Annotated in this window: 24 protein-coding genes; 13 read left to right on the top strand and 11 right to left on the bottom strand. The window is 71.3% G+C overall.

The window, feature by feature from the left end; translation table 11 throughout:
* Positions 1-4: 4 nt before the first annotated feature.
* Together ACLQ3B_RS08145 and ACLQ3B_RS08140 are read right to left on the bottom strand one after the other, a co-directional pair.
* Positions 5-643, bottom strand: a complete 639-nt coding sequence (locus ACLQ3B_RS08145; protein ID WP_425778812.1) for a DUF4241 domain-containing protein — start codon at positions 641-643, stop codon at positions 5-7.
* 73 nt (positions 644-716) lie between these two features.
* Positions 717-1748 (bottom strand): Ku protein, encoded by a 1032-nt coding sequence (locus ACLQ3B_RS08140; protein ID WP_425778810.1) that lies wholly within the window; start codon positions 1746-1748, stop codon positions 717-719.
* Between the two features lie 85 nt (positions 1749-1833).
* Here ACLQ3B_RS08140 and ligD (ACLQ3B_RS08135) point away from each other — a divergent pair, with 85 nt between their 5' ends.
* Both ligD (ACLQ3B_RS08135) and ligD (ACLQ3B_RS08130) read left to right on the top strand, forming a co-directional pair.
* Positions 1834-2775 carry a non-homologous end-joining DNA ligase gene (ligD, locus tag ACLQ3B_RS08135; RefSeq protein ID WP_425778808.1) on the top strand — a complete coding sequence of 314 codons (942 nt, stop codon included), beginning with the start codon at positions 1834-1836 and terminating at the stop codon, positions 2773-2775.
* The gene (gene ligD, locus ACLQ3B_RS08130) at positions 2765-3679 is read left to right on the top strand and encodes a non-homologous end-joining DNA ligase (RefSeq protein WP_425778806.1); all 915 of its coding nucleotides are present in this window, start codon (positions 2765-2767) and stop codon (positions 3677-3679) included. The genes ligD (ACLQ3B_RS08135) and ligD (ACLQ3B_RS08130) overlap by 11 nt, the downstream gene beginning before the upstream one ends.
* Before the next feature lie 171 nt (positions 3680-3850).
* Here the strand turns inward: ligD (ACLQ3B_RS08130) and ACLQ3B_RS08125 are convergent, their stop codons facing one another.
* The gene (locus ACLQ3B_RS08125; RefSeq protein ID WP_425778805.1) at positions 3851-6157 is read right to left on the bottom strand and encodes an esterase-like activity of phytase family protein; all 2307 of its coding nucleotides are present in this window, start codon (positions 6155-6157) and stop codon (positions 3851-3853) included.
* Positions 6158-6211: 54 nt separating this feature from the next.
* Entirely contained in the window at positions 6212-7279 is a 1068-nt protein-coding gene (locus ACLQ3B_RS08120; RefSeq protein ID WP_425778803.1) for a hypothetical protein, read from the bottom strand.
* A 139-nt stretch (positions 7280-7418) separates the two neighbouring features.
* On the opposite strand from ACLQ3B_RS08120, the gene ACLQ3B_RS08115 reads away from it, so the two are divergent.
* The 3 genes from ACLQ3B_RS08115 (at position 7419) to ACLQ3B_RS08105 (ending at position 9503) form a co-directional block, all read left to right on the top strand.
* Positions 7419-8171: a TIGR03089 family protein gene (locus ACLQ3B_RS08115; protein WP_425778801.1), complete on the top strand. Its 753-nt coding sequence runs from the start codon at positions 7419-7421 to the stop codon at positions 8169-8171.
* Between the two features lie 40 nt (positions 8172-8211).
* Positions 8212-8556, top strand: coding sequence for a type II toxin-antitoxin system HicB family antitoxin (locus tag ACLQ3B_RS08110; RefSeq protein ID WP_425778799.1), 345 nt, complete (start codon positions 8212-8214; stop codon positions 8554-8556).
* Positions 8557-8780: 224 nt separating this feature from the next.
* Positions 8781-9503: a hypothetical protein gene (locus ACLQ3B_RS08105; protein ID WP_425778797.1), complete on the top strand. Its 723-nt coding sequence runs from the start codon at positions 8781-8783 to the stop codon at positions 9501-9503.
* 157 nt (positions 9504-9660) lie between these two features.
* On the opposite strand, the gene ACLQ3B_RS08100 is transcribed toward ACLQ3B_RS08105, so the two are convergent.
* Positions 9661-10032, bottom strand: coding sequence for a DUF4267 domain-containing protein (locus ACLQ3B_RS08100; RefSeq protein ID WP_425778795.1), 372 nt, complete (start codon positions 10030-10032; stop codon positions 9661-9663).
* Positions 10033-10120: 88 nt separating this feature from the next.
* Here ACLQ3B_RS08100 and ACLQ3B_RS08095 point away from each other — a divergent pair, with 88 nt between their 5' ends.
* Positions 10121-10693 carry a TetR/AcrR family transcriptional regulator gene (locus tag ACLQ3B_RS08095; protein ID WP_425778793.1) on the top strand — a complete coding sequence of 191 codons (573 nt, stop codon included), beginning with the start codon at positions 10121-10123 and terminating at the stop codon, positions 10691-10693.
* Between the two features lie 51 nt (positions 10694-10744).
* On the opposite strand, the gene ACLQ3B_RS08090 is transcribed toward ACLQ3B_RS08095, so the two are convergent.
* Positions 10745-10996: a hypothetical protein gene (locus tag ACLQ3B_RS08090; protein WP_425771151.1), complete on the bottom strand. Its 252-nt coding sequence runs from the start codon at positions 10994-10996 to the stop codon at positions 10745-10747.
* Between the two features lie 464 nt (positions 10997-11460).
* Between ACLQ3B_RS08090 and ACLQ3B_RS08085 the strand changes: the two genes are divergently transcribed.
* Together ACLQ3B_RS08085 and ACLQ3B_RS08080 are read left to right on the top strand one after the other, a co-directional pair.
* Positions 11461-11670, top strand: coding sequence for a winged helix-turn-helix domain-containing protein (locus ACLQ3B_RS08085; protein ID WP_393365805.1), 210 nt, complete (start codon positions 11461-11463; stop codon positions 11668-11670).
* A gap of 250 nt (positions 11671-11920) precedes the next feature.
* A complete protein-coding gene (locus ACLQ3B_RS08080; protein WP_425778791.1) occupies positions 11921-14797 on the top strand; it encodes a hypothetical protein in 2877 nt (958 codons plus the stop codon).
* Between the two features lie 84 nt (positions 14798-14881).
* On the opposite strand, the gene ACLQ3B_RS08075 is transcribed toward ACLQ3B_RS08080, so the two are convergent.
* Positions 14882-16561, bottom strand: coding sequence for a DNA repair helicase XPB (locus ACLQ3B_RS08075; RefSeq protein WP_425778789.1), 1680 nt, complete (start codon positions 16559-16561; stop codon positions 14882-14884).
* 172 nt (positions 16562-16733) lie between these two features.
* Here ACLQ3B_RS08075 and ACLQ3B_RS08070 point away from each other — a divergent pair, with 172 nt between their 5' ends.
* Both ACLQ3B_RS08070 and ACLQ3B_RS08065 read left to right on the top strand, forming a co-directional pair.
* On the top strand, positions 16734-17615 hold the full coding sequence (locus tag ACLQ3B_RS08070; protein ID WP_425778787.1) for a L,D-transpeptidase family protein: 882 nt from the start codon (positions 16734-16736) through the stop codon (positions 17613-17615).
* Positions 17616-17711: 96 nt separating this feature from the next.
* Complete coding sequence (locus ACLQ3B_RS08065) at positions 17712-17948, top strand: hypothetical protein (RefSeq protein ID WP_366630523.1); 237 nt, start codon at positions 17712-17714, stop codon at positions 17946-17948.
* A 30-nt stretch (positions 17949-17978) separates the two neighbouring features.
* On the opposite strand, the gene ACLQ3B_RS08060 is transcribed toward ACLQ3B_RS08065, so the two are convergent.
* Positions 17979-20465 (bottom strand): helicase-associated domain-containing protein, encoded by a 2487-nt coding sequence (locus ACLQ3B_RS08060; protein ID WP_425778784.1) that lies wholly within the window; start codon positions 20463-20465, stop codon positions 17979-17981.
* 83 nt (positions 20466-20548) lie between these two features.
* Here ACLQ3B_RS08060 and ACLQ3B_RS08055 point away from each other — a divergent pair, with 83 nt between their 5' ends.
* On the top strand, positions 20549-21172 hold the full coding sequence (locus tag ACLQ3B_RS08055) for an HAD family hydrolase (RefSeq protein ID WP_425778782.1): 624 nt from the start codon (positions 20549-20551) through the stop codon (positions 21170-21172).
* Positions 21173-21199: 27 nt separating this feature from the next.
* Positions 21200-21586 (top strand): cold-shock protein, encoded by a 387-nt coding sequence (locus ACLQ3B_RS08050; protein WP_074316242.1) that lies wholly within the window; start codon positions 21200-21202, stop codon positions 21584-21586.
* Here ACLQ3B_RS08050 and ACLQ3B_RS08045 read toward each other — a convergent pair.
* Positions 21547-22395, bottom strand: coding sequence for a 1,4-dihydroxy-6-naphthoate synthase (locus tag ACLQ3B_RS08045; RefSeq protein WP_112677681.1), 849 nt, complete (start codon positions 22393-22395; stop codon positions 21547-21549). The genes ACLQ3B_RS08050 and ACLQ3B_RS08045 overlap by 40 nt on opposite strands.
* 622 nt (positions 22396-23017) lie before the next feature.
* On the opposite strand from ACLQ3B_RS08045, the gene ACLQ3B_RS08040 reads away from it, so the two are divergent.
* Positions 23018-23875, top strand: coding sequence for a helix-turn-helix domain-containing protein (locus ACLQ3B_RS08040; protein WP_425778780.1), 858 nt, complete (start codon positions 23018-23020; stop codon positions 23873-23875).
* Between the two features lie 10 nt (positions 23876-23885).
* On the opposite strand, the gene ACLQ3B_RS08035 is transcribed toward ACLQ3B_RS08040, so the two are convergent.
* Both ACLQ3B_RS08035 and ACLQ3B_RS08030 read right to left on the bottom strand, forming a co-directional pair.
* Positions 23886-24536, bottom strand: coding sequence for a futalosine hydrolase (locus ACLQ3B_RS08035; RefSeq protein WP_425778778.1), 651 nt, complete (start codon positions 24534-24536; stop codon positions 23886-23888).
* Complete coding sequence (locus ACLQ3B_RS08030; protein WP_425778777.1) at positions 24533-26134, bottom strand: MFS transporter; 1602 nt, start codon at positions 26132-26134, stop codon at positions 24533-24535. The genes ACLQ3B_RS08035 and ACLQ3B_RS08030 overlap by 4 nt, the downstream gene beginning before the upstream one ends.
* Positions 26135-26213 lie beyond the last annotated feature (79 nt).

The following is a 26213-nucleotide window of genomic DNA, read 5'->3' as shown; positions in this document are numbered from 1 at the left end:
GCGGTTATTCCGGGACGACCATGAAGTCGGTCACGAACGAGGTGACCCGCCCGTCGACGGCACGGCCGATCCAGGTGCCGTAGCAGCCGTCGCCCCAACCGGTGGTCACGGTGACGACGTTGGCACCGCTCGCCTCGTCCAGGACAGCGTTGATCAGCCCCGGGACCGGGGACGAGGGCAGCTGGTCGGGGATGAAGACCTGCTCGACCCGGTCGTAGTCCCAGCCCTCCAGGACACTGAGCGCTGTCGGGTCGGCGAGGGTGCCGGCGCCGGCGTCCACCCCGTACCCGAAGTAGTCGTCCGCGCCGAGCGTGGCGACGTCCTGATCGCCCGCGACCGCCGGTTCCCAGCGGATCGTCGGCTCGGTGGAGACGACCAGCTCCAGCGCGGCGACCCGGCGGTCCACCTCGGAGTCCTCCCGGAGCACCACCGCGACCCAGGCGCGGGCGGGATGCCGCCCCGGCGGCACGGTCACCGTGAACGGCTCCGCCTCCGGGCACACCAGCGGGTCACACCCGACCACGCGGCCGGTCGGCAACACGATGTCGCCCACCGGGTGAACCTCGATCAGGTAGCCGCCGTGCTCGTCGGTGAAGCGGGCGCCGGGCGTCAACAACCGGTCCAGGTCAGGGGTGTACGGCATGGGGGCTCCTCCGGTCGCCAGCGGCCGGCGGAGCCTACCCGGCCCGGCGGACACCGCCGCCGCTGCCGTACGGTCAGGCGCTCTTGCGCGGTGCGGTCTTGCGCGCGGCTGCCTTCTTCGCCGGCTCCGCCTTCTTCGCCGGGGTCTTCTTGGCGGCTGTCTTCTTCGCCGGCTCGGCCGTCTTCTTCTCGGCGGTCTTCTTCGCCGCTGTCTTCTTCGCCGGTGCCTTGGCAGCCTTCTTCTCGGCCGCCTTCTGCGCCGACCGCGCCGACGAGATGGGCGTCGGCTCGCCGCCACCACCGCCACCACTGCGGGCCGGCTGCTCGCCGCGAGCCGCCTTGGCGCGCTCCACCGAGGCCTTCAACGCCGCCATCAGGTCCACCGCCGCGGCCGGGGCCTCCTCGACCTCCTCCGGCTGGACGACCTCCCGACCCTCCACCTTGGCGTCGATGACCTCCTGCAACGCGGCCCGGTAGTCGTCGGTGAAGACGTCCGGCTCGAACTCGCCGGTCATCGAATCGATAAGTGAGCTGGCCATGGCCAGCTCCGGCGGGCGCACCTTGAGGTCCTCGTCGAGGAAGCCGAAGTCCGGGGTACGGATCTCGTCCGGCCAGAGCATGGTGTTGAGCAGCAGCACACCCTCGCGGACCCGCAACGTGGCGAGCTGTTCGCGCTGGCGCAGCGCCACCTTGACGATGGCCACCCGCTCCGAGTCGATCAGCGCGTCGCGCAGCAGCACGTACGGCTTGGTTGCCGCGCCCTCCGGCTCGAGGAAGTACGCCTTGTTGTAGAGGATCGGGTCGACCTGCTCGGCCGGCACGAACTCCAGCACGTCGATGGCACGGGAGCTGGTCAGCGGCAGGTCGGCGAAGTCTTCGTCGGTGAGGATCACCATCTCGCCGCCGCCGATGTCGTAGCCCTTGGCGATGTCGTCGTAGGTGACCTCCTCGCCGCAGATCGAGCAGGTGCGCTTGTAGCGGATCCGACCGCCGTCCTCGCGGTGCACCTGGTGGAACCGAATGTCCTTCTCCTCGGTGGCGGAGTAGAGCTTCACCCCGATCGAGACGAGCCCGAACGACACGGCTCCCTTCCAGATGGCACGCATCCTGCGCTCCCTTCCCCGGTATCGACCATGCTCGCATCCGAAAGAACCTGACGCGAGGTGTTCGGGCTGCTACTACAGTCGGGTCGTGCCCGGAGCGCCGCTCAAGCCGATGCTCGCGATGACCGGGCCACTCCCGGCGGGTGACGGCTGGGCCTACGAGTTCAAGTGGGACGGGGTCCGCGCGCTCGCCGACATCTCCGGCGGTGGTCAGCACCTGTATGCCCGCTCCGGCGTGGAGATCACCGCCGCGTACCCGGAACTGGCCACCCTGCCCGAGCAGGTCGACGACGCGCTGCTCGACGGCGAGGTGGTGCTGCTCGGCCAGGGCGGGCAGCCGTCGTTCACCGCGCTGGCCGAGCGGATGCACGTCCGGGACCGGAACAAGGCGGCCCGGTTGGCGGCGGTCATGCCGGTGACGTACATGATCTTCGACCTGCTCCGGTTGAACGGCGACGACCTGACCGGCTGGCCGTTCGAGCGCCGGCGGGAGGCGCTGGACGCGCTCGCGCTCGGTGGCCTCCGGTGGGCGGTGCCGCCGATGTTCACCGACGGGCCGGCGACCTACGAGGCGGCGGGGGAGCACGGCCTGGAGGGTGTGATGGCCAAGCGGGTCGGGGCCGTCTACCGCCCGGGGGTGCGCTCGCCGGACTGGGTGAAGGTCAAGCTGGAGGTGACCGGCGACTTCGTCATCGGCGGTTGGCGACCGGGCGCGCGCCGGATCGGCGGGCTGCTGGTCGGGGTGCCCGGCCCGGACGGTCGGCTGATCTACCGGGGTCGGGTCGGCGGCGGGATCGGCGCGGCCATCGAGCGGCAACTCCTCGCCGAGCTGGAGCCGCTGCGCTCCGGCGTGTCGCCGTTCGCACCGAGTGTGCCGCGCGAGGATGCGCGGGGTGCCATCTGGGTAGAACCCCTGGTGGTGGTGGAGGTGAAGTACGGTCAGCGCACCCCCGACGGTCGGCTGCGCTTCCCCCGGGTGCTGCGGTTGCGCCCGGACAAGCCTCCGGAGGAGGTCGACGATGCCGACTGAGCGGCTACGGGTGGACGTCGAGGGCCGTGCGCTGGAGCTGTCCAACCTGGACAAAGTGCTCTACCCGGCGGCCGGGTTCACAAAGGGTGAGGTGATCGACTACTACACCCGGATCTCCCCGGTGCTGCTGCCGCACCTGCGGGACCGACCGGTCACCCGGATCCGCTTTCCCAACGGGGTGGACGACAAGTCGTTCTTCGAGAAGAACAAGCCGGCCGCGACCCCGGACTGGGTGCGGGTGGAGAATCTGCCCGCTCCCGGGTCGACGAAGGGCCGGGAGACCATCGACTACGTGGTCGCCGACGACCTGCCCACCCTGGTCTGGCTGGCCAACCTGGCCGCGTTGGAACTGCACACGCCGCAGTGGAAGGTCGGCGAGGACCCGGACATGATGGTCGTCGACCTGGACCCGGGGCCGCCGGCCGGGCTCGCCGAGTGTTGCCCGGTGGCGGTCCTGATGCGCGACCGGCTCGCCGACGACGGCATCGAGTCGTACCCGAAGACCTCCGGCAAGAAGGGCATGCAGCTCTGCTGCCCGATCGCCGGCACCCAGTCGTCCGATCTCGTCTCCGACTACGCCCGGCGGATCGCGCAGGAGTTGGAGAAGGCGCACCCGAAGCTGATCGTGTCGAAGATGGCGAAGAACCTCCGGCCGGGCAAGGTCTTCATCGACTGGAGTCAGAACAACGCGGCGAAGACCACAGTGGCGCCGTACTCGCTGCGGGCCCAGTCGGTGCCGTCGGTGTCGACGCCGCTGACCTGGGCCGAGGTCGAGGCCGGCGCGCGCGGCCGGAGACCTGCCGTCCGCCAGTTCAGCGCCGCCGAGGTGCTGGTCCGGGTCGAGGAGTACGACGACCTGCTCGCCCCGCTGCTCGACGGTGGCCCGGAACTGCCGACACGCTGACGACAGAAATCAGCGTGCTCGTGGTGACGGTCAGTGCCCGGAGGGTTCGGCGCCGTTGAAGCAGAGCAAAGGGTGTGTTACGGGGGTGGCATCCTGGCACCTGCTCGCGATGCGTGACCGGCCCGACGCCCGCCTCGGATGGCGAGCGCCGGGCACGGGGCGGCGGTCGGGTCAGTTGCGGCCGAAGACCTTGCGGCTGGAACCGAGGCGCAGCAGCACCGTCTCGCCGGTGGCGTCCTTGACCCCGTCGTTGTCGGTGATCGCGTACACCTCGCCGTTGCCGGCGACGGTCAGGCCCTCCAGCTTCTCCTGCGTCCATCCGTTGGTGGCGCGCAACGCGGGCAGCACGTCGACGGCGAGCGTCTTCGGCAGCACGGTCAGCGGACCGGTCGCCGCCGCACCGGGCAGTGGCACCGTGTAGATCCGCTTGACCGTGGCGGCCGGGCCGTTCAGCTTGTCCCGCTCGATGACCGCGAGCCGGTCACCGACCACGGTGATCTCGGAGAGGCCCATCCAGTCGCCGGGCACTGTGGTGGCCCCCAACTGGTATCCGAACCAACTCCAGGTGCCCGCCGCGACGTCGTACCGGCCGAGCCGGACGATGCCGGCCGGGTCGGTGCTCAACTCCCGTTGTACGGCCACCCAGACGATCTCCCGTCCCTGCCGGTCGGTGGTCGCGGTGACCCCCTCCAGGCCCTGCTTGGCGAGGCCGGCGGCGACCTCGGCGGGCAGCGCGACGGTCTGCCGGGTCACCCCGGCGGCATCGAGCCGGACCAGCTTGTTCTCCGCGCCCTTGGCGCCCTCCACAGCGAGCCAGAAGCCGCCCTGCGGACGGGCGAAGATGCCCTCCGCGTCGTACCCGACCGGAGCGCCTGTCGCGTCCCGCACCGGCAGCGCACCGGTGATCACGGCCGGCATCCGCTTCGCGTCGATGGTGAGGATGCGGGTCTGGCCGTACGCCGCGTCGGTGACGCTGTAGAGCTGGTCCCGCTTGCCCGGGACGGCGCTCAGCGCGCCGAGTGCGCCCCAACCGGTCGGGGTGCCGGCCCGGTCGGTGCCGGAGACGATGCTCGGGAACGCAGGGGTGCCCTTGCCGAGCTGGAAGAGCGACACCGAGGCCCGAACGTTCACCGAAGCGTCGTCCTCCTCACTGGAGACCGCGAGCAGCCCGCGCGACGGGATGGGAAGCAGCCCCTCCGGCCCGTTGGTGGTCGGCAGGACCTGCCGAAAGACCGGACGGGCGGGGTCGCCCAGGTCGTAGACGGCGACGAAGTTGCTCCGCTCCGAACCGACGAAGGCATACCGGACGCCGTCGTACTCGGCGACGGCCACGCCCTCCGGCTCGGTGCCCTTCTTGGCGGCCCGGTCCTCGTTGTGCAGCCCGTACGTGACGGCGAGCCGCTCGAAGGTGTTGCCGGCGTCCCAGGCCACGCGTCCGCTGCGGCTGTCGAAGACCGACCAGCCACGGGTGCCGCCGTGCCAGTCGCCCTCGTTGGCCGTGGCGAGATAGCGGTCGTCGACCCAGGCCACCGCGTCCGGCTCGCGCGGCACGTCGGTGATGCTGCCGGTCAGGTCGATGACACCGTCCTTCTTGGTGTCGATGCCGCTGACCGTGGCGGTGCCGGCGCTGAACACCTTGGTGATCCGGCCGGTGGGCAGGTCGATCAGGGCGACGCCGTTGTTCTCCTGAAGCGTCACGGCCAACTGGTTGCGGCTGTTGATCGAGACGTACTCCGGCTCGGGGTCGGTCGGCGCGGCGAGGCCGGCCTGCGCCAGCGCGGGCAGCGCGCTGCCGTCGGCCCCGGTCAGCGCGACCGGCCGCAGCCGCCAACCGGCCGGTGCCTTCCCGGCCAGGTCGACGATCTGCACGAAACCGGCGGGCGCCTGGGGCAGGTCGCCCTCCTCGCCGCCGGGTGGGGTGGCCTCCTCGTCGCGCTCGTTCTCGATGGCGATCGCGGCGTACCGCTTGTCCTTGCTGATCGCGATGGAGTCGGGCTGACCGGCGAGATCGAAGCTGGCCACCCGCTCGCGACTGGCCAGCTCGATCACGTCGAGTCGGCCCGACGGCTCGGTGTAGCTGGCGCTGGTGTTCACCACCACCAGCACGTACCTGCCGACCACGGCGACCGAGGTCGGCTCGTCCTCGGCGTTGCCGAGCTGGGCCAGGGAGAGCGTGCCGAGGCCGCGCGGCCGGTCGGCACGGGAGATGTCCAGGAAGCCGATGCGCCGGGCCAACGCGTCGGTGTGGATCAGGGTGCGACCGTCCTCGCTGACCGCGGAGATCTCGGCGACCGTCGCGGTCGTCGGATCCTCGCCGGCCGGACGGTTCTGGAACACCGGGTACGTGGCGACCCGGTCGAAGGCGAGCGACAGGCCTGGGTGGTGGTGCGCGCCGGCCGACGCGGGGGTGGCCCCGGTCAGGCTGGCGGCGGCGACACCGGCTGCGGTGAGCGCGGTGAATGCTCTTCTGAGTGTCAAGGACTTCCTCCGTTAGGTCGTACCCGCACGGAGGCTGACAGCCGCTGGGGAGCGTCAGCTTGCGCCGACATGAACAGTCGGCGAAGCTCGCAGCCGCCACCAGGCAGCCACGACCAGGGTGACCGTGATGACGGTGACCGCGATGTCGCCGGCCAGGGCCGCCGCCGGGCTCGCCGGGGAGTACGGCGGCACCAGGTACGCGAACGCGGCGGCCATGGCCAGGCTCGTAGTGCCGGCAACAAGCGTGTGCCGCTGCCCCCAGCCATTGCAGGACGACCAGTACGCGATAAGCCCGCCGGCGACGGCCGCGAGCGCCAGCGCGATCGCCACCCCCGCCCAGCCCGGTGCCAGGTCGGAGCCGAGGCGGACGAGGACGACCGGCAGACCCACCCAGAGCGGATGCGGCGCCCGACGGGCCCGGCGCGGGCGGGGGTGACGCCAGCGGGGCAGCAGAGCCGTTCCGACGAGTACGAGGACCAGCGCCGTGGCGAAGGACAGTTGGAGCGGGCTGGCCAGGAAGCCCTTGTCATTGTTGATGTTGAAGAAGATGAACAGGCTGCCGAGCAGATAGATCACGCCGACCACGGCAAGGCCGGGCCGGCCCAGCCAGGGCCGGAGCCGACGGTTCGCCCCGAGGAGCGACTCGATGAGCAGGATCGGCGCGCAGATGGTCAGCACGATGTGATTGCCCACGTAGTCGAAGGCCTGCCGGAGGCTGAACTCCAACCCCGGCACCAGCGTCGCCTCGGCGGCGGTCCGGGTGTCGGCGTACTGGGTGTCGTCGAGGAAGTCGGGGTTGAACAGCGACTGGTCGACAAGCCCGGCCTGGAGTACACCGAACGCGGCGGCGAGCAGCACGATCGTCGGCCAACCAGCGCCGAGGTGCCGAGCGGTCTCCCGGATCAGGATCGCCGCGCCGCCGTACATCGGCCCCAGGAAGATCAACACCGGCAGGAAGTCGTCGATGGCGAAGCCACCCCACGAGCACTCCGCCGCCCAGGGCGCGAGCAACAGCAACGCGATCACCGGCAGGAGCCGCCGGCGCAGTGGCAGAAGCGCAGCGGCGGCAGGGCGATCGGCGGCGGGATGGTCGGCGGCGACGGGGTCGGTTCCGGTCGGCATGGGCGCTCCTCGACGGTGTCTCGGGGGTCATCTGCACCGTGCGCGGGCCACCCGGTCACCCGATACGGCCATCGGTCGGCGACCGGCGCGACCAAAGTCGTTGAGTACTGTGGTGCCGACGTCGACCTGGGGAGCGTGGATGCAGCCAATCGTCACGGCCAACCTGGCGGCCCGACCCGTCGAGGTCGAGCTTCCGCTGCTCAGCTACCGGAACGAGGCGACCGGCGAGCGCGTCGACCTGACCGCACAACAGGTCGGCACATGGGCGGCACGCAGCGCGAGCCTGCTGCGGGACGGCTGCGGGCTCGGCCCCGGCAGCCGCATAGCGGTCCTGCTGCCGCCGCACTGGCGTACCGCAGCGGTGTTGTTGGGTGCCTGGGCCTCCGGCCTGGCGGTGTCGTTTCGACCGCGCGCCACTGCGGGCCTGACGGTGCTCGAACCCGGCGGCGACCGGCCGTTCGACGCGGTCTTCGTGACGCCGGAGCGGCAGGACGACTGGCTGGAGGACGTTCCCGACGCGCCGCACCGCTACCTTGTCGGCACCGGGCCGGGGCAGTTGGACGACGTGCCGTTGGGCTGGTTGGACTGGTCTGCCGAGGTGCTTCGGCACGGCGACGCCGCGCCCGACCACACCGCCATCCACCCGTCGGACCCGGCCACCGCGGACGGCACCACCTACGGCCAGTGGGGTGCGCTCGCCCAGGAGTTCGCCGCGATGCTGGACCTGCGCGCCGGTGACCGCCTACTGGTCGACGCCGCGGAGACCGAGCAGCCGCTGAAGTGGTTGCTCGCGCCGCTCTCGGCCGGCGCTTCCGTGGTCATCAGCGCCAACCTCGACCCGGCGCGACGGGACGCGGTCGTCGCCGCCGAGCGGGTGACCCGGGTCCTGTAAAGAGTGGAGCACTGGTAGGCGACAGGAAGGAGGCCATGTGATGCAACCCGACGCCCGTCCCGAGATCACGCACTACACCTACCGTGTCACCTGGTCGGTCGATGACCAGGAGTTTGTCGCCACCTGCGCCGAATTTCCGTCGCTCTCCTGGCTGGCCCCCACGCAGGTGGAGGCGCTGCAGGGCCTTCAAGGTCTGTTGCAGGAGGTGATCGCCGACATGCGGGAGCAGGGCGAGGCGGTGCCGCAGCCGTTCGCGGAGCGAAGCTACTCAGGCAAGTTCAACCTCCGTGTCGGAGAGAGCCTGCATCGCGAGCTCGCCATCGAGGCCGCCGAGGACGGGATGAGTCTCAACCAGTACGTCCTACGGAAGCTGCGCGCGGCCTGAGTGGTCGGACAGCGCGCTTTGATCAACTCGGCTTTGGTGAAACCGGGCAACAACCTGTCCTGGATGCCGCGACTTTCTGGAAAACCGGGTCGATCAGGGCTGCGTCACCCGTCCGGTGGAGACCACCCGTTCCGCCCGCTCTCACGTTTCTCCCGCTCCTACGCTTCGCCGAAGGCACGCGCACGGTCAGTGCGTCGGCCACTGTGCACATTGGCGGAGGGGACATGGTGTCGAGGCGTACCCGTCGGGCTGTGGTTTCGGCGGTGGCCGGCGGCCTGTTCGCCCTCGGGGTGGTCGCGCCCGGTCCGGCGGCGGCGCCGCTGCCTCGCGCGGTCCGCGCCGACGGCCCCACCGCCCCCGACCCGCGCGACCCGCGCCCGCCGCTGCTCCCCGCCGACTTCCGGGGCGTCGGTCGGTACGTCGTGCGTGACCTCGGCATCGACGTGCCGTTCAGCTGGCAGGGCCGGGACGGCAACAGTCAGATGACCGCCGGCGGCCCGGACCACCCGATCTGGTTCACCAACCTGATCTACGAGAACACGCTCTACACGCTCACCTACAGGTGGCCGAACATCCCGCTGTTCCCGCCCCGCGCGTGCAGCAAGATCCCGGGGTTCTTCAACCGGCAGATCTTCAACGACAAGCTGAAGACCGCCCGCTACGTGGGTCCGGAGATCCTGCAGGGTGACCAGGACCGGCACGTCGACCACTGGCGGGTCGGCGTCGTCGGCGGTTCCACAGTGCCGGGGGAGTTCTTCCGGTTTCCGCTCGCGCTCGGCGACATCTACGTCGACCAGCGGGACCCGACCCGGTGGTGGCAGGTGTTGCAGTTCGGCCTACAGAACCTCTTCGACCCGGAGTTGGACGAGTGGTTCACGCTGAACACCTTCGACCACCACCCCGGCGAGGTCACCCTCCCCGACCGCTGCCCACCGCCCACGTCGTAACACCCCGCCTGTCGTCGCCCGCCCCACGCGTTGATCGACTCGGCTTTCTTGAAACCGGGGCATCAACCTGCTTCGGATGCCGCGACTTCCAGGAAGCCGAGTCGATCAAGGCGGGCGCATCCCGGCCAGGTCAGGCGCGGCCGGGCGATCTCGGCAGCTACAGGGCGAACAGCAGGGCGGCGTCGAGCAGGACGACGACGGCGGTGGCGAAGTGGATGCCGAAGGCGACGGCCTTCGTGCCGCCGTTGCGGAGCACGATGACGGTGTCGCCGAGCGGGACGAGCGCGACGACCAGCATGAACCACGCGACCGCGTCGGCGCTGGTGAAGGCGATCAGGGCGAGGCCGAGCAGGCCGTAGCTGAGATCGCGTACTCCCTTGACGCTGAGGTAGGCGGGATCTCCGTCCGGCCGGGCCGGTACGCCGTACCCGGCAGCCGACGCGGTGGGCACCAGCAGGAACCGAGCGCCGATGAAGGCAACGAAGAGGCTGAGCACGACGGCGAGCCCGTAGGCGAGGGATGTCAACATGGTCCGCTCCATTTGCTAGCGCTGCTAGATGTAGGAGCGACGCTAGCAGAGCGCCGACAGGATCGCTAGCGGTGCTAGAGTCTCTGTCATGTCGACACAGGCACGCCGGGAGCGCGAGCGGGCGGAACGGGAACGGGCCATCATCGCCGCGGCGCGCGACCTGGCCCTGGCGGAAGGCTGGGACGCGGTGACCACACGGCGGCTCGCCGCCGAAATCGAGTACAGCCAGCCAGTCCTCTACAGCCACTTCAAGGGCAAGGACGCCATCATGGCGGCGGTCGCCGTCGAGGGCTTCGCCGAGCTGGCCACCGCTGTCGCCACGGCCCGGGCCTCGGCCGCCAGTCCCCGGCAGGCGGTCGCCGACGTGGCGGCGGCGTATGTCGCGTTCGCCCAGCAGCGGCCCGCGATCTACGACGCGATGTTCACCCTCGCCGTGGACCTGCCGTTCGCCACTCAGGACGTCCCGACGGACCTGGCCCGAGGCTTCGCCGAGCTGGCCGAAACGGTGCGCCCGGTCGCCGGGAACGACGACCTGGAGACGGTCACCGAGACGTTCTGGGCCGGCCTGCACGGGCTGGTCACGCTGATGCGCAGCGGCCGGCTCCGGCGCGCCGGCCACGAGCAGCGGCTGGCCGTGCTCGTACGCGGCTTCTCCGCTTGAACGTTGCCGCCAAGATCGGTTGAGCCAGCACGGCTGGCCGCCGGCTACGCGTCAGCGCGAGCGTCGCGCACAGCGCGCGGTGTGGTCGGTGGGCAACCCACACCGCCCGCCGCCGGGCAGTGGCCGGTCACAGAACACCCAATGATGTACGCCCTGCTGGTCCTCGGCCGAGACGGTCACCCCGCCCGGTTCGACACGCGCGGTGAGCCGGACCAGCACCCGAGCCGCGGTACGCGCGAAGATCCGAGCGCGCAGCAGGTCCGGCGCGGTGATCGGCAGGTGGATCACCCAACGGTCGCTCATCGGAGGCAGCGGTTCGCCGACCGGACCGTCCGCCTCGGGGTGCGCTCTCGCGTCGGACGTTCTTCGTCGGGTGGGCCCGGCTGACGGATCAGGTTGCGCACGGTGACTGCCCTTCGTCGGATGGATCGACGTGCGGAGGCGGCCTCCGCCGGTTGCGCTCGGCGGAGACCGCCCCGCCCTGCGGCCGCTCCGGAGGTGCGGCAGCAGGCCGCGCTGGGGGAGCGCGGCGGGTGAGGGTCTCGGTGGCGATGCGAGACCAGTACGAGAGGCGCCAACCGACCGCAGCAGCACCGCATCACCGAGAGCGACGCTATTGCTACTGAGTCACCTATGTCAAGCATGTCGCCGAGTCATCTACCCACTTATGTCATCCGTGCTACATGCGTTGCCTGCGTCGAAGTAGCTGATCAATACTGGGCGGGCCAACCGACTGCAAGGGGCTCCACGTGCCTATCCCGCCCACGATGGACGAACTGCTCGACGATCTCCTGAAAAAGATCAAGGACGGCACCTACGCGCCCGGGTCGCAACTCCCGTCCGGGCGGGTGCTGGCGGATGAATACGACGTCTCCCAGTCCACGATCAGCCGGGCGGTGGCGAGACTGCGTGGCGACGGTGTGCTGGTGGGTCGTCCAGGTCGAGGGGTCTTCGTCGCCGAGTCCCGACGGCGCTGAGCGGGTGCTCGCGCCCGACGGCTGATCGACTCGGAATCCGTGAAACCGCGGCATTGAAGTGCCCCGGACGGCCCGACTTGCGGGAAGTCGAGTCGATCAACGCCTACCGTCCGGTCGGCGACAGAGCGGGATTTCGGGACGTGAGCGCTTGGCGCGTATCGATACTCTCGCGAATGGGATGGCGAGGCGCGCCATTCTCGTCCGGGGGGACACAATGGTCGAGCGCGTACGAAGAATGCTGGCCGCATCAATGGGGATCTTGCTCGGTGCGGGCCTGGTCACCGTCACCGCCAGCCCGGCACAGGCCGATGAACAGTTGGACCTGCGGAAGTCCGGGTGGGCCTACACGGATTCATATCTGCCGAAAAAGTCGTTCGTCAACCCCGCCGGAGACGCGCCGATCGGCGCCTGGGCAGACACGCGCGGCAACAAACACCTGTCCCGGTCCTACTTCACCTTCGACGTTTCGCGCTTCCGCAAGGCCATTGTCCACCGGGCCGATCTGATCATCGGCGAGCGATCGGCCGCCGACTGCGCGGCGGCTCAGCCGGTCCAACTCTGGCGGACCGATCCGATCAAGGCGACCACGAGTTGGGAGTCGGAGCCCCGCCGGCGTGAACTCATCGGCACCATCCTGGCCGGCGGCTCGGCGACCTGTCCCGGCTATCTGGTCTGGGACATCAAGCCGGCCCTGCAGCGGCTGGCCGATCAGGACAAGCAGACCCTGACCGTCGAGATCTCCGTGCCGCACGGCGACGAGGGCAAGCTCTCGCACGGCCGTAAGCTCTACCCGTACCCGGCGATCCGCAGCGATGTCAACCACGCCCCGACTGTCGCCCAGATCGGGTTGGAGTGGCCGTCGTGGTCCTGCGGCACCAAGAAGAAGCCACAACCGGTCGGGGCGCGCAGCTACACCTTCATGCTCCGGGGCGCGGACGCGGACAGCAGTGACCCGTACCTCAACGCGCAGTTCGCCGCCTGGCCGGTCGGCCACGAAGACCAGCGGTCCGAGCAACCTGGCGTCAGTTACGGAAGCAACCTCGCCAAGGTCCCCTGGGAGATGTCGCAGTACCCGCACGGGACCGTTGTGGCGTGGACCGCTCGTGCCTTTGACGGTCAGGACTACTCGAAGTGGGCACAACCCTGCTACGTGAAGGTGGACGGGCAGCGACCGGCCCCGCCCACGGTCACCTCGGCGAAATACCCGGATGACGGCCAACCCCACGGCGGCCCCGGGGTGCCGGGCACGTTCGTCCTCACGGCGAACGGGTCGCCGGACGTGGTCGGCTACTACTGGGGACGCTACGGCGAGACGTACAACTACCTTCCCGCGCCCGCACCCGGCGCGAACGTCACACTCGAATACGCGCCCACCTCCTACAACGAGACCCTGAGCGTGCGCAGTGTGGACAGCGCGTCGAACTCCTCAGAGGTGACCAACTACCAGTTCGCGGTGCGGTCCACCGCACCGCAGGTGCAGGTGCAGGTCGGCGGTGTCGGCCTGTCGAGTCAACTGGCGATCTCGACGAACGTCGAGGGGGTCACCGAGTTCGGCTACACGATCGGTGGTGGCGACGAGACCAGGATCCCGGCGAGCACCGACGGCACCACCGAAGTCCCGGTGACGTTCGCGCAGGCCGGCCCCATCCGGCTTGAGGTGCGCAGTTACGTCGGCGCCGAGTTCGTCGGCGCGTACACCGAGGAGGTGTTCGTCCGCGACACCCCGCTCGTGGAGTCGGCCGACTTCGCCTTCCCCGACCACAACGGGGTGGTGGGTCGTCCGGGCACCTTCACCTTCCGACCCGGCCGGGTCGGGGTGGTGGCGTACGAGTACGGGTTGCTCTACGGCGAGATGCAACGCGTCGACGCGGCAGCGGACGGCACCGCGGCGCTGAACTGGACGCCTACCGACCCGGGCTGGCACACGTTCATGGTGCGCAGCATCAGCGCCGACGGCACCGTCTCGGAAATCGTCCAGTACGAGTTCAACGTCATCGACACGAAGCCGAGCATCTACTCCGAGACCTACTACGAGTACGGCGCGTGGGGCGGCGTGGGTATCGCCGGTGAGTTCCACATCAGCACGGCGATGCCGAACGTGGACGTCTTCCTCCATCGGTACAACGACGGGCCCGAGCAGGTCATCGAGCAGACCGACAACGAGGCTCGGCTGACCCTCACCCCGGATCGCTCCGGCAGCAACACGCTGGCGGTGCGGACGCGCTTCCTGGACGGCTCCTTCTCGCCGACGCGGACCTACACCTTCGAGGTCAGCGACGCGCCTGTGGTGACGTCCAGCGCGTACCCCGAGAGCGGCTCGGCCGGCCAGCCAGGCCAGCCAGGCCAGTTCACCTTCAACCCGGGCCGCTCCGACGTGGTGGAGTACCGCTACCTGTTGGACTACAGCGCCGAAGAACAGGTCGTGACGGCCGGGCCCGACGGCCGCGCCACGATCGAGATCACGCCGCCGCATCCCGGGAGCACTGTGTTGACAGTGACCAGCCGGGCGGCGGACGGCACGGCCAGCGCGGAGCGGCGGTACGAGTTCCGGGTACGAGATCCCCGCGTGAACGTGAACAGCGCCTACGACGAGTACACCGCCATCGGCGGGATCGGCGCTACCGGCCGGTTCGAGGTCTACACCGAGATCGGCGAGGTGACGACCTTCGAGTACCAGCTCAACGGCGGCGCCTGGCAGAGCGTGCCGAAGACCCCCAACTCGTTGGGCACCGACATCATGCTGACGATGGATCGCAACGGCGCGAACGTCTTCTCGGTGCGGGGCCGCACCGAGGCGGGGGAGTACACGCCACAGACGGACTACCCGTTCCTGGTCGGTACGGCGCCGCTCGTGTCCTCGGTGACCTACCCGGCCAACGAGTGGGGCGGCGGCGTCGGCGTGCCGGGTGACTTCACCTTCACCCAGGGCTCTCCGGGCGTCGTCGAATTCGAGTACACGGTCGACGACGGGCCGGCGATGCTGGTCGCGGCGAATGCCGCCGGAGTCGCCACCGCGAGCTACACGCCGATCGCGACGAGCTTCCAGACCATGAGGGTGCGCGGACGTGCGGCCGACGGCGTGTGGACCGACACGACGAGCTACCACTTCCTGGTCAACTCGGCCTGAGTGCGGGTCGACTCCATATCGGCGACGGCGCGGTGTCGAAGTGCCGCGACATCGCCGATATGGAGTCGATCAAGGCCCCGCGGGTCAGTCGACGGTGGGGAGCCTCGGGCCGAGGACGTCGTCAGCGTCGACGATCGTGTACGCGTACCCCTGCTCGGCGAGGAAGCGCTGCCGGTGCGCCGCGTACTCGGTGTCGATCGTGTCCCGGGACACCACCGTGTAGAAGTGCGCCTGCCGGCCGTCGGCCTTCGGCCGGAGCACCCGCCCCAACCGCTGCGCCTCCTCCTGCCGTGACCCGAACGTCCCCGACACCTGGATCGCGACCGCCGCCTCGGGCAGGTCGATGGAGAAGTTGCCGACCTTCGAGATCACCAGGGTGCGGATCTCCCCGGTGCGGAACGCGTCGAAGAGCCGCTCCCGCTCCTTGTTGGTGGTCGAGCCCTGAATGATCGGCGCGTCGAGGTACTCGCCGAGCTGGTGCAGCTGATCGATGTACGCGCCGATCACCAGCACCTGGTCGTCCGGGTGCCTGTCGACGAGCGCCTTGACCACAGGCAGCTTGGTGCGGGCCGTCGCCGCCATCCGGTAGCGCTCCTCGGCCTCCGCCGTCGCGTACGACATCCGCTCCGCGTCGGTCAGGGTCACCCGGACCTCGGTGCACTCGGCCGGGGCGATCCAGCCCTGCGACTCGATGTCCTTCCACGGCGCGTCGTACCGCTTCGGACCGATGAGGCTGAACACGTCACCCTCGCGGCCGTCCTCGCGTACCAGAGTCGCGGTGAGGCCCAGCCGGCGGCGGGCCTGGAGGTCCGCGGTGAACCGGAAGATCGGCGCGGGCAGCAGGTGCACCTCGTCGTAGACGACCAGGCCCCAGTCGCGGGCCCCGAAGAGGTCCAGGTGGGTGAACGCCCCGCCGCGCCGCGAGGTGAGCACCTGGTACGTCGCGATGGTGACCGGGCGGATCTCCTTGCGCTCGCCGGAGTACTCGCCGATCTCCTCCTCGGTCAGCGACGTGCGGGCGATCAGCTCCCGCTTCCACTGCCGGCCGGCGACCGTGTTGGTGACCAGGATCAGGGTGGTGGCCTTCGCCTCGGCCATCGCCGCCGCGCCGACCAGGGTCTTTCCGGCGCCACAGGGCAGCACCACGACGCCCGACCCGCCGGCCCAGAACGCCTCGACGGCTTCCCGCTGGTACGAGCGCAGCGTCCACGGCTTGCGCCCGTCCTTGCCGGCCTCGGCCAGCTCGATCGGGTGCGCCTCACCGTCGACGTAACCGGCCAGGTCCTCCGCCGGCCAGCCCAGCTTGAGCAGCGCCTGCTTGAGCCGGCCACGCTCGGACGGGTGCACCCGGATGGTGTCGTCGTCGATCTTGTCGCCGAGCATCCCGGCGAGCTTCTTGCTCTTGGCCACCTCGATCAGCACCAGCCGGTCCAGTGCGCGCAGCACCAGCCCGTACGCCGGGTCGTTGGCGAGCTGAAGCCGCCCGTACCGGTCCATCGTGTCGGCCACGTCCACCAGCAGCGCGTGCGGCACCGGGTAGCGGGAGTACTTGAGCAGCGAGTCCACGACGCCCTCGGCGTCGTGCCCCGCCGCGCGGGCGTTCCACAGACCCAGTGGAGTCAGGCGGTAGGTGTGCACGTGCTCCGGCGAGCGTTCCAGCTCCGCGAACGGCGCGATCGCCATCCGGCAGGCCTGCGCGTCGGGGTGGTCGATCTCCAGCAGCAGGGTCTTGTCCGACTGCACGATCAGTGGTCCACCGCTCACGCCAGCGTCCTCTCCTCGGTTGGCCGTCCGGCCGGAACGGGTGGCATACCCGCCGCTGGCCGACCATCCAGTGTTGCACGATGCGGGACCGCGAAAGAAAGATGCTCACCGGCCGCAACCGTGACGGCACTCACGAACGTCTAGTAAAGGGACGACTGTCTGGGGAGGCTCCATGGGGCATGTTCGGATTACTTCCCGGCTGGTCGCCCTTGTGGTGGTCGTGCTGGTCGGCACGGGTGCGTGCGCGTTCGATCCGCAGTCCGGTGGGAGTGGTGGCGGGGGAGCCGCCCCAGCCGGTGCGGCGGAACAGGCAACGGGGGCGAGCGACACGTCCGGGCCGGACCAGCACGGCCGGCCCACGCCGGCCGTGCCCACCCCGAAACCCTCCCGGAAACCCACGCCGAAGCCGACCCGCACGCCAACACCCACGAAAACCCCCGGCACCGGTACGCCTACCGTCGCCGGCTGCCCCCAGGGCCAGCACCAGCGCGCGGTGGAGACCCACCTGGCCCGGTTGGGCGGGTTCGGGGCGGTGACCGTGGATGGTCGGCAGTCCGCCGCCGACTGTGCCGCGATCAAGAAGTTCCAGAAGAGGTACGGCATCCGCCCCGTCGAGGGTCGCGCCGGACCGACCACCCTCGACGTGGCCCAGCGCCTCGCCACCACCGACACGACCCGCTGCAAGGCCGGCACCGGCACCACGTTCTGCGTGGACCTGACCCGGCAGACCGTCTGGGCGCTCCGCGGCGGCAAGGTGATCATGGCGCCGACGGTGACCCGCACCGGCATGTCCGGCTACCGCACCCCGGCCGGCACGTACGCCGTCAACTACCGCAACCCCAAGGAGTGGTCCGACCCGTACGAGGTGTGGCTGCCGTACTGGCAGCACTTCACCCAGGGGATGGGCTTCCACGAGACCACCACCTACCTGCACGAGAAGTCGATCGGCTCACACGGGTGCGTCAATCTCCTGCACGCCGACGCCGTCCGGATGTGGGAGCTCGGAAAGGTCGGCACCCGGGTGGTGCTGATCGGCCGGCGCCCCGGCACCTGAGCGACACGGAGCGAATCGCGGCGGTAACCCCCTGTCCGACCGGACTAACGAGTGTCACCCTGGGAGTCCAGGGCCGGACCGGGCGGGGAGGCTGGCATGACGGTCGACCGTGACGTGATCGCGGAGCACGAGCAAGCACCACCCGACGAGGTGTCCCGCGCGACAGTGATCGCGTACGCCGCCGCGGCGACGCTCCTCCTCGGGTGGTTCCTCTTCGGCTGGCTGGTGCTCCAGCAGGGCTTCGTCGACTCGGTCGGGGAGTCCGCCGGCGCCGGCTTTGCGCTGCTGCTGATCATCTCGGTGGTCGGCACCGTACGCCGAAGCCGCCGCTGACCGACAGCGCCCGTGCGGTGGCGCCGGCGGTCAGTCCGCCACCACCGCCGCGGTGATCCGGTGCAACGCGAACGTGTGCAGCATCTCGGTCCGTTCGTCCTCGGCCCGCAGGTAGCCGGCACCGATCGAGACCGGCTTGAGCAGGCGCGACGCGGTCGCCCCGTGAGCGTCGACGTAACCGACCCAGACCAGCGCCTTGTCCCGGACCGCCTGCTGGAGCACCGCCAGGGCCTCGCTGTGGGTGTGCGCCGGCACCGGGCCACCGCCCAGCCCCGGCGCGCCGCCGCGCACCACCGCCGGTGCCCGTCGGGCCGCCCGCGCCGCCGCGTCACCCCGCCGGATGTGCTCCACCACGCCGAGCAGCCGGGGCATCGGCAGCTTCGGGGCGGCCAGCGGGTCGATCGTCCGGGTGGTCACCGACACCCGGGCCGGGGCACGCCGGATTCGCGGCCGGGCCAGCACGGTGCTGCCGGTGCCGTCCTCCTGCACCGGGGCATACCCGACGTCGCGAAGCGCGCCCAGCAGCCGACCAACCTGATACTGCGTGCACAGCACCGTCGGGGCGAGCCGGCGCAGCGCCAACGACTCCAGGCGCCGGTCGGCCAGCACCTCGCTGATCAGTGTCTCGTCATCGCTGCGCAGGTACGCCCCGGCCAGGCCGACCCGGAGCCCACCGTGCTTACGGGCCACGTCGTCGATCAGGTAGGTGAGCCCCTGCGGCACCGGGGTACGCGAGCGACGCCGGAACACGTCGTGCAGATCGTCGGCCGTGTAGCCGGAATCCAGTGCCCGCCGCACGCTCGCCGTGGTGACCCGGTGCACGCTGGCCCCGCCGGCCGACTCGAGCTCGGTCATCGCCTCCAGCTCGACGGCGAGCGCCGGCTCGGGTGGGCCGGGCACCACCACGGTCAGGTCGGCCTGCACCAGGAAGTGGTCGACCGGTGCGGGCAGCAACGCGTCCAGCGCCCGGGCGGCACCGGACGGGTCCCCGCTCTCGACGTCCGCGTGCACGCCCAGCGGGTCGTCGCCGCCCCGCTCGTCGGTCGACGTCAGGTCACCCAACAGCAGCCGACCGTACGAGGTGAGCGCCCCCAACCCCGTCACGCCCAGCTGCGCGGCCTCGGCCAGCACCTCCCGGTGCGCGGCGTCCCGGCCCCGGCTGCGACGCGGAGCCCGCCAGTCCAGCAGGCCCTGCACCTCCTCCGCGGTGGGCGCCGTCGCCGGCTCCAGATCGGCGAGTACGCCGAGCACCGCCCGCCGGGTGGCCGGCACGCTGGCCCGCTCGGCCTCTGCGGAGAGCGCGGTGATCGGCCGGTCCCGGTCGTCGCGGCGGCCCACCAGCCCCACCTGCCGGGTCATCGTCAGCCAGGCTCGGGCGAGCTGCTCCCACCGTTGGGCCAGTGAGGCGGCCCGCCACACCTCGTACCCGCCGGTCGGCAACACCTGCTGATCCGCCCCGTACCGGCCGGTGGCCGAGCCGGCCATCTCCAGCTCACCGACGAGCCCAGCCGCGTACGCGACCTCCAACAGCAGCGCGGTGGTCGGCTCGTCAATCCCGGCGGTACGCGCCAACCGGCGCAGATCCCGCACACCGATGCCGCCCGAACGCAGCACCGGCGCGGGCTCGTCGGCGAGCTGCTCCAACAGCCCTTCGGTGTGTCTGACCACCTCCATGGTCTGCCCGGCCCCGGCCGAGTCGACCGCCTTCGGCTCACGCGGCGCGGCGGTCACCGGCGGTGGGCTGGTGCGCAGGGGCCCGAGCGGACCACTGTCGCGGCGCAGCAGCAGGCCGACCTCGCGGGGCAGCTCCACCGTTCCGCTGGCCGTGGACGAGCCGGTCGTCACGGGGACCAGCAGCCGGTTGTCGACGAGCCACCGCACCGGGGAACCGGCCGGAGCGCCACCGTTTGTCGGGTCGGAGAGGACCGGGTCCTCCGCGCCGAGCGGCGGCGCCTGCAACGCCCCCGGCGGCACGCTGCCCACCGGCGGGCCGGCCGCCAACCGGTCCAGGATCGCCCGGGCCGAGGGCGGGGCGGCGAGCACCGTCCGTCGGAGCTTCGCCGGGTCCGCGCAGAGCACGGCCGTGCGCGGGTCCAGCTCCGCGGCCGGCCGGCCGAGCCCAGCGGGGTACGGGGAGACTTCGTCGACGGCGGGCACCACCTGGAGCGCGTGCTCCGGGCCGTACAGCAGAAAAAGCGCACGCAGCCGGCCCACGGCGGCCCGGACGGCCGTCGGAGCCGGCGGCTGCGGCCCCGAGGTCGCCATCGCGAGCACGGTGTCGGTGGCCGTGGTGCCGTCGTCCGGATTTCGGGTGAGGCGGGCGGCGTCGAGGATCTGGAGGGTGAACTGGTCCAGACCGTCCAGCGCGCGGGCCACGGAAACCCGGGACTGGGCCCGGATTGCCAGGGCGGAGACGTCGGCCGGCACGGGCACGACGAGGTCGGGCCGCAGCTGGAGGAGCGCGGCCAGTGACTCGTCGGGCAGCGACCGCAGGTGGTCGGCGAGTGAGGTGGTCATCGTCTTTCCACGCTAGCCCGGCACCGGGCTTCCGCGCCCCTCGGACGTCCGGCCGACTGGGAGTAGCCGGTACGTTTCTCGACATGCCCGCACTGACCGTCGGATTCGATCTCGACATGACCCTGGTGGATTCCCGTCCCGGCATCGCCGCGGCCTACCGGGCGCTGACCGCGAGGACCGGTGTGCCGGTCGACGCCGAACTGGCGGTGTCCCGGCTCGGGCCGCCGCTGCGTACCGAGCTCGCGCACTGGTTCCCCCCGGACCAGGTCGAGTCGGCCGTGCGGGTGTATCGCGAGCTGTATCCGGCGTACGCGATCACCCCGACGCTCCTGCTGCCCGGCGCACGGGAGGCCATCGACGCGATCCGTACGCGGGGCGGCCGGGTGCTGGTCGTCACATCCAAGATCGGCCGGCTGGCCCGGCTGCACCTGGACCACCTCGGTCTCGCGGTCGACGAGTTGGCCGGCGACCTGTTCGCCGAGCAGAAGGCGACCGCGCTGCGGGAGCACGGCGCGACCCACTACGTCGGTGACCACGTCGCGGACATGGCGGCGGCGGCAGCGGCCGGGGTGCCCGGCATCGGTGTCGCGACCGGCCCGTGCTCCTCCGCTGAGCTGCGCGCGGCCGGGGCGGAAGTGGTGCTGGACGAGCTCACCGAATTCCCAGCGGCGCTCGACGGGATGATCCAGCTAGCCTTGGAGCAGTAGCGGCTCAAGTGAAGCAGGGGTTTTCAGGTGCCTACGGGTCGAGTGAAGTGGTACGACACGGCCAAGGGATACGGCTTCGTCACGAGTGACGAGGGCGGCGACGTGTTCCTGCCCAAGGGGGCGCTGCCGGCGGGTGTCACCGACCTCAAGGGTGGCCAGCGGGTCGACTTCAGTGTGGTGGACAGCCGCCGAGGCGCGCAGGCGATGGGAGTCAAGCTGCTGGACGCGCCGCCGTCGATGGCGGAGCTGCGCCGTCGGCCGGCCGAGGAGCTGCACGGCCTGGTCGAAGACATGATCAAGGTGCTGGAGGCGAAGGTCCAGCCGGACCTGCGCCGGGGTCGGTACCCGGACAAGAAGGCCGCGCAGAAGATCGCTCAGCTGGTCCACGCGGTGGCGCGCGAGCTGGAGGTCTGAGGCACCAGGCCGGCGGTGGCGGCCCGGTCGAGCAGTGCCGCCACCGCGGCGAAACCGGCCTCGCCCAGGTCTGCGGTGAACTCGTTCACGTAGAGGCCGATGTGCCGGTCCACCACGTCGAGTTCCATCTCCTGGGCGTGCGCCAGCACGTACTCCCGGCTGGCCGCCGGGTCCGCCCAGGCCTGCCGGACCGACTCGCGGACCCAGCCGGCCGCGGCCTCCGGGTCCACCGCCCCACGACGGGCCAGGATCGCGCCGAGGGGGATGGGTAGGCCGGTGTCGGCCTCCCACCACTCGCCGAGGTCGACCAGGGCGCTCAGGCCGTGCCGGTGGTAGGTGAACCGGGCCTCGTGGATGACCAGCCCGGCGTCGTAACGCCCAGCCGCCACACCCGGCATGATCTCGTGGAACGGGACCACCTCGATCCGGGCCGGCGGTCGCCCTGCCGACCAGAGCCGGAACAGCAGGTACGCGGTGGTCCGGTCGCCCGGCACCGCCACCGTGGCGCCGGTCAGGTCGGTGCGGTCCGGACCGCCGTCACGATCGCCTCGGGTGAGCACCAGTGGGCCGCAACCCCGACCGAGCGCGCCGCCGCAGGGCAGCAGGTGGTAGTCGTCGAGCAGCCAGGGCAGTGCCGCGAAGCTCACCTTCACCAGGTCGAACGCGCCCCGCTCGGCCGCCGTGTTGGTGACGTCCACGTCGGCGTACGTCACCTCGACCGGTGGCGCGCCGGGCACCCGCCCGTGCACCAGCGCGTGGAAGACGAACGTGTCGTTGGGGCAGGGCGAGATCGCCAGAGAGAGCGCCACGCCGTCCACGGTAGCCCCGCCCCCGCCCGCCCTTCCGCCGCGGTCCGTGCCTGTGACGTGCCGGGCAGCTGCCGGGGCAGGCGCCGGGCAGTTGCCGCCGTCGGTGCGCCGGCCACCGTCATGGTTCCAGCCGCTTCCGGGGTACCGGTGGTCACTTCTTCTGCCTGTAGAGCTGCCCCCTCTATGGGGCAGGGCCGGAGGCCTCTATGGGGCAGGGCCGGGGTCTTAATGAGGCAGTGCCGGCGGTGTCGGCAGTGCCGGCGGTGTCGGCGGTGTCGGCGGTGTCGGCGGTGCCGGCGGTGCCGGCGGTGTCGGGGGTGTCGGCGGTGTCGGCGGTCCCCGTGCCGGCGGTCCGGTGGGGCGGTGCCGGTGGGGCGGTGCCGGTGGGGCGGTGCCGGTGGGGCGGTGCCGGCCCCTGGGAGGCGGTGCCGGTGGGGCGGTGCCGGCGCTCCGCCGGTGGTGATCGTTGCATCAGGGGCATTCCGATCTGCCCCATTCCCGGGGCAGCTCTACAGGCACCGACCAAGAGGTGTGCACAGCGCCGGCGACGTTATCCACAGGGTTTTCCACAGGTGGACGGAGCGCTGTTGACGGCCGGACCGGCGCGGAAAACCATTTATGGATGACTGCCGGCAGGAGTGGGATCGACGTGGGGGCGGCCCTGCGGGATCTTCGTCGACGTGCCGATCTGAGCCAGCGGCAGTTGGCCGAGCGGTCCGGGGTTCCGAAGAGCACGGTGGCTCGGATCGAGGCGGGGCAGGGCGCCGGGCCGGCGTTCCGGACGGTGGAGCGGCTGGTCGGGGCGGCCGGTGGTGAGCTCGTCCTCAGACTGCCCGGCGATCCCCCGGCCGACACCTCACCGGCCCCGCTGGACGAGCCACGGGACGAGCCACGGGACGAGCCACGGGACGAGGCCGGTCGCCGTTACCCAGCGCACCTCGACGTCCGTCGAGTGCTGACCCTCAAGGACTGGCCGGGTGCCTGGTGGGTGCACTCCTACACCTTGCCGCAGCGGTCGTGGCCGGTGCGCGTTCCGGAGCTGACCTACGACCTCGACCGAGCACGGCGTGACGAGCGGCGGTTACGTGACCGGACACGCGCCCAGGTGGTGTTTCGGCGGGCGTCCGAAGGGCTGCCGGCGACGTCGTGGCGCTTCCTCGCCGAGGTGCCCGGGGCTGGGCCGGTCGGTGAGTTGAGGGCCCACGAGCGGAGCCTCGACCTCCTCCTCGGCGAGGACTGGGGCGACCGACGTGAGCTGGTGTTGGAGGGTGTTGTCGTTGTTCCCGGCCTGCGGACCCTAGGCATCGCGCGTCAGCTGATCGGTCTACTGGTCAGGGAGATGGCGGTGGCCGGCATCCGGACCACCCACGCGATAGCCGAGGCGGGCCACGTCGAGTTCCTGCTCGCCTGTGGGTTCGAGCTGCGGGCGGGGAGGCCGTCGGCCCTGACCCTCGACGTCCGCCCTCCTCGACCCCAGTGAGCCGACGGGCTCAGCTCAGCGCCCGAGCCGCTTTGGTCAGGGCGGCGAGGGCCTCCCGCAGCCGCCAGGCGTCCCGGTCGCGGGGGCCGATCGGGTTGGAGATGGTGCGTAGCTCGGCGAAGGGCACCCCGGCCTGCGCCGCGGCGACCGCCACGCCGTACCCCTCCATGGCTTCGGCGACTGCTTCCGGATGCCTCCGGCGCAGCTCGTCGGTGCTGGTGGTGGTGCCGGTGACGGTGCTGACCGTGAGCACCGGGCCGGCCGTGGCCGTCGGGAGGGCGGCCCGCAGCGCCGCCAGCAGGCCCGGGTCCGCCGGCATTCTGCTGCCGGCGACGAGCAGCGCGAGCGGCATGCCCAGCTCGTCGACGGGGATGAAACCGTCGGGCGACTCGGCGCCCAGGTCGGCGGCGATGCTGGCGGTGCCGAGCACCGTGTCGCCGACCTCGGCCCGCCCGGTGAAGCCGCCGGCCACACCGGCGCTGACCACCGCACGGTACGGGCGGCCGGCGGCCTCGGCCAGCGCCAGCAGCCGGGCGGTGGCGGCGCCGGCGACGGCCGGGCCCACACCGATCGGGCTGACGGTCACGGTGCGGTCGGTCAGACCGGTGCGGACCGCTTCCGCCTCGGCGGGTACCGCGGTCACCACCAGCAGACCGGTCACGAGAGTGAGCCGGGGGACTCGCGGCGGGTTTCGTCGTCGGCCCCGCCACCCGGGCCGCCAACCGCCGACGACGGGCGGTAGATGTGGTAGCCCGGCGGGGCGAGGCTCGGGTCGTCGTACTGCGGGGAGCTGGTCTGGGCCGGCGCCGGTGACGTGGGTGCGGGGTCGCCGGGCTCGTCCGCCAGCTCGGCCTCGGCCAGTTCGTCGTCGCCGAGCGGTCGGCCGGCCAGCTTCTCGCCGCGCAGCCGGGCGGCGGCCAGCACACCCCGGATCGCGGCCAGTACGCCGACCCCGGCGGCGACGGCGATGCCCATCCGACCATCGAACGGCACCAGCCCGAGCCCGCCGCCGGCGACGAAGGCGAGCATCAGCACCGTCTCGGAGTGGGCGAAGGAACTGGCCCGCAACCGTTCCGGGATGCGCTCCTGGATCGAGGCGTCCACGGCCAGCTTCGCGATCCCGCTGACCATGGCGGCGACCAGGCAGAGCAGGGCGACCATCACCAGCGAGAACTGGATGACGGCGAGCACCGCCACCCCGGCCACGATGATCATGCTGCTGGACTGGATGGCGGTCGGCCGATGGATGCGCAGTCGGGTGCCGATGGCGGTGGCCAGGAAGGTGCCGACCGCGAGCGCGCCGCCGACCACGCCCAACGCCCACTCGGCGCCCAGATCCCGGCCGAACACCACGGTGGTCAGGTCGCCCTTCTTGATCGCGAAGGCGAGGAAGAGCAGCAGGAAGCCGTAGAGCGCGCGGAGCGTCGCCGCGCCGATCAGGGTGGCGATCACCAGCCGGCCGGACGGTCGGCCCCGGCCCAGGGGTCGATCACCACGGCGACGGCCCAGCGCGCGTAGTGGCCGGGGGACCCGCTCCGGTGGCTCCGAGTCGGCCTTCGGTGGCAGCCGCAACGAGATCACCATGCCGACCAGGAAGATCACCGACGCGACCCGTAGCGGCCACTGCGGCCCGAACCAGAACGCGGCCAAACCGATCGGCGCCACCAGCGCGCCCGCGACCGTGCCGTAGACGCTGGCCCGGGCACCCACCTGGGACAGGCCGAGGCCCTCCGGCAACAACCGGGGCACCGCCGCGGAGCGGGCCACGCCGTACGCCCGGGAGAGCGCGAGCACCCCGAACGCGGCCGGATAGAGCCCGAAGCCGTGGATGTAGTCGGAGATCAACCAGGCCAGGAAGGCGCGGCCGAGCATCGTCGCGGCCAGGGCGTACCGCCGGCCGTGCCGGAAGTGATCCAGCAGCGGACCCACCACCGGGGCGAGCATCGCGAACGGCACCATGGTCACCAGCAGGTAGAGCGCGACCTTGCTGCGGGCCTCGCCGAGCGGCACGTTGAAGAAGATGGTGCCGGCCAGACCAATGGCGATCAGAGTGTCCCCGGCGCAGGAGAGCGCGTGCAGGTCGAACAGGCGAACCATGCCGACCTCGCCGCCGGCGCCCCGGGCGCGGGCCCGACCGGCCCGGCGGGTCACCCAGCGGCCGCTGCCCACCGAACCGCGCAACAGCAGACGGACGGCGCGAATGCCGGTGCCGACGGTCCGACCGAGGACGGATCGCCCGGAGCGGGAGTACGACGGCATGTGCACCATCCTCGCCCATCCGATCCGGGTACGCCGCACCACCGCTGGGAAAGGTTCCCCGGGAGTCCCTGTCACCCCT

The organism is Micromonospora sp. DT53, from assembly GCF_049841535.1.
Classification (GTDB): Bacteria; Actinomycetota; Actinomycetes; order Mycobacteriales; family Micromonosporaceae; genus Micromonospora.
The sequence above is the reverse complement of the archived record's forward strand: the minus strand, read 5'-3'. Positions and strand labels throughout refer to the sequence as shown.

What these genes read in the sequence shown, in the direction of transcription:
- ACLQ3B_RS08115 (WP_425778801.1), top strand. Translation starts at nt 7,419, where the DNA reads ATGCAGCCAATCGTCACGGCCAACCTGGCGGCCCGACCCGTCGAGGTC.
- ACLQ3B_RS08140 (WP_425778810.1), bottom strand. Translation starts at nt 1,748, where the DNA reads ATGCGTGCCATCTGGAAGGGAGCCGTGTCGTTCGGGCTCGTCTCGATC.
- ACLQ3B_RS08040 (WP_425778780.1), top strand. Translation starts at nt 23,018, where the DNA reads ATGACTGCCGGCAGGAGTGGGATCGACGTGGGGGCGGCCCTGCGGGAT.
- ACLQ3B_RS08070 (WP_425778787.1), top strand. Translation starts at nt 16,734, where the DNA reads ATGGGGCATGTTCGGATTACTTCCCGGCTGGTCGCCCTTGTGGTGGTC.
- ACLQ3B_RS08120 (WP_425778803.1), bottom strand. Translation starts at nt 7,279, where the DNA reads ATGCCGACCGGAACCGACCCCGTCGCCGCCGACCATCCCGCCGCCGAT.
- ligD (WP_425778806.1), top strand. Translation starts at nt 2,765, where the DNA reads ATGCCGACTGAGCGGCTACGGGTGGACGTCGAGGGCCGTGCGCTGGAG.
- ACLQ3B_RS08065 (WP_366630523.1), top strand. Translation starts at nt 17,712, where the DNA reads ATGACGGTCGACCGTGACGTGATCGCGGAGCACGAGCAAGCACCACCC.
- ACLQ3B_RS08095 (WP_425778793.1), top strand. Translation starts at nt 10,121, where the DNA reads ATGTCGACACAGGCACGCCGGGAGCGCGAGCGGGCGGAACGGGAACGG.
- ACLQ3B_RS08030 (WP_425778777.1), bottom strand. Translation starts at nt 26,134, where the DNA reads ATGCCGTCGTACTCCCGCTCCGGGCGATCCGTCCTCGGTCGGACCGTC.
- ACLQ3B_RS08100 (WP_425778795.1), bottom strand. Translation starts at nt 10,032, where the DNA reads ATGTTGACATCCCTCGCCTACGGGCTCGCCGTCGTGCTCAGCCTCTTC.
- ACLQ3B_RS08060 (WP_425778784.1), bottom strand. Translation starts at nt 20,465, where the DNA reads ATGACCACCTCACTCGCCGACCACCTGCGGTCGCTGCCCGACGAGTCA.
- ACLQ3B_RS08090 (WP_425771151.1), bottom strand. Translation starts at nt 10,996, where the DNA reads ATGAGCGACCGTTGGGTGATCCACCTGCCGATCACCGCGCCGGACCTG.
- ACLQ3B_RS08055 (WP_425778782.1), top strand. Translation starts at nt 20,549, where the DNA reads ATGCCCGCACTGACCGTCGGATTCGATCTCGACATGACCCTGGTGGAT.
- ACLQ3B_RS08080 (WP_425778791.1), top strand. Translation starts at nt 11,921, where the DNA reads ATGGGGATCTTGCTCGGTGCGGGCCTGGTCACCGTCACCGCCAGCCCG.
- ACLQ3B_RS08110 (WP_425778799.1), top strand. Translation starts at nt 8,212, where the DNA reads ATGCAACCCGACGCCCGTCCCGAGATCACGCACTACACCTACCGTGTC.
- ACLQ3B_RS08145 (WP_425778812.1), bottom strand. Translation starts at nt 643, where the DNA reads ATGCCGTACACCCCTGACCTGGACCGGTTGTTGACGCCCGGCGCCCGC.
- ACLQ3B_RS08105 (WP_425778797.1), top strand. Translation starts at nt 8,781, where the DNA reads ATGGTGTCGAGGCGTACCCGTCGGGCTGTGGTTTCGGCGGTGGCCGGC.
- ACLQ3B_RS08085 (WP_393365805.1), top strand. Translation starts at nt 11,461, where the DNA reads ATGGACGAACTGCTCGACGATCTCCTGAAAAAGATCAAGGACGGCACC.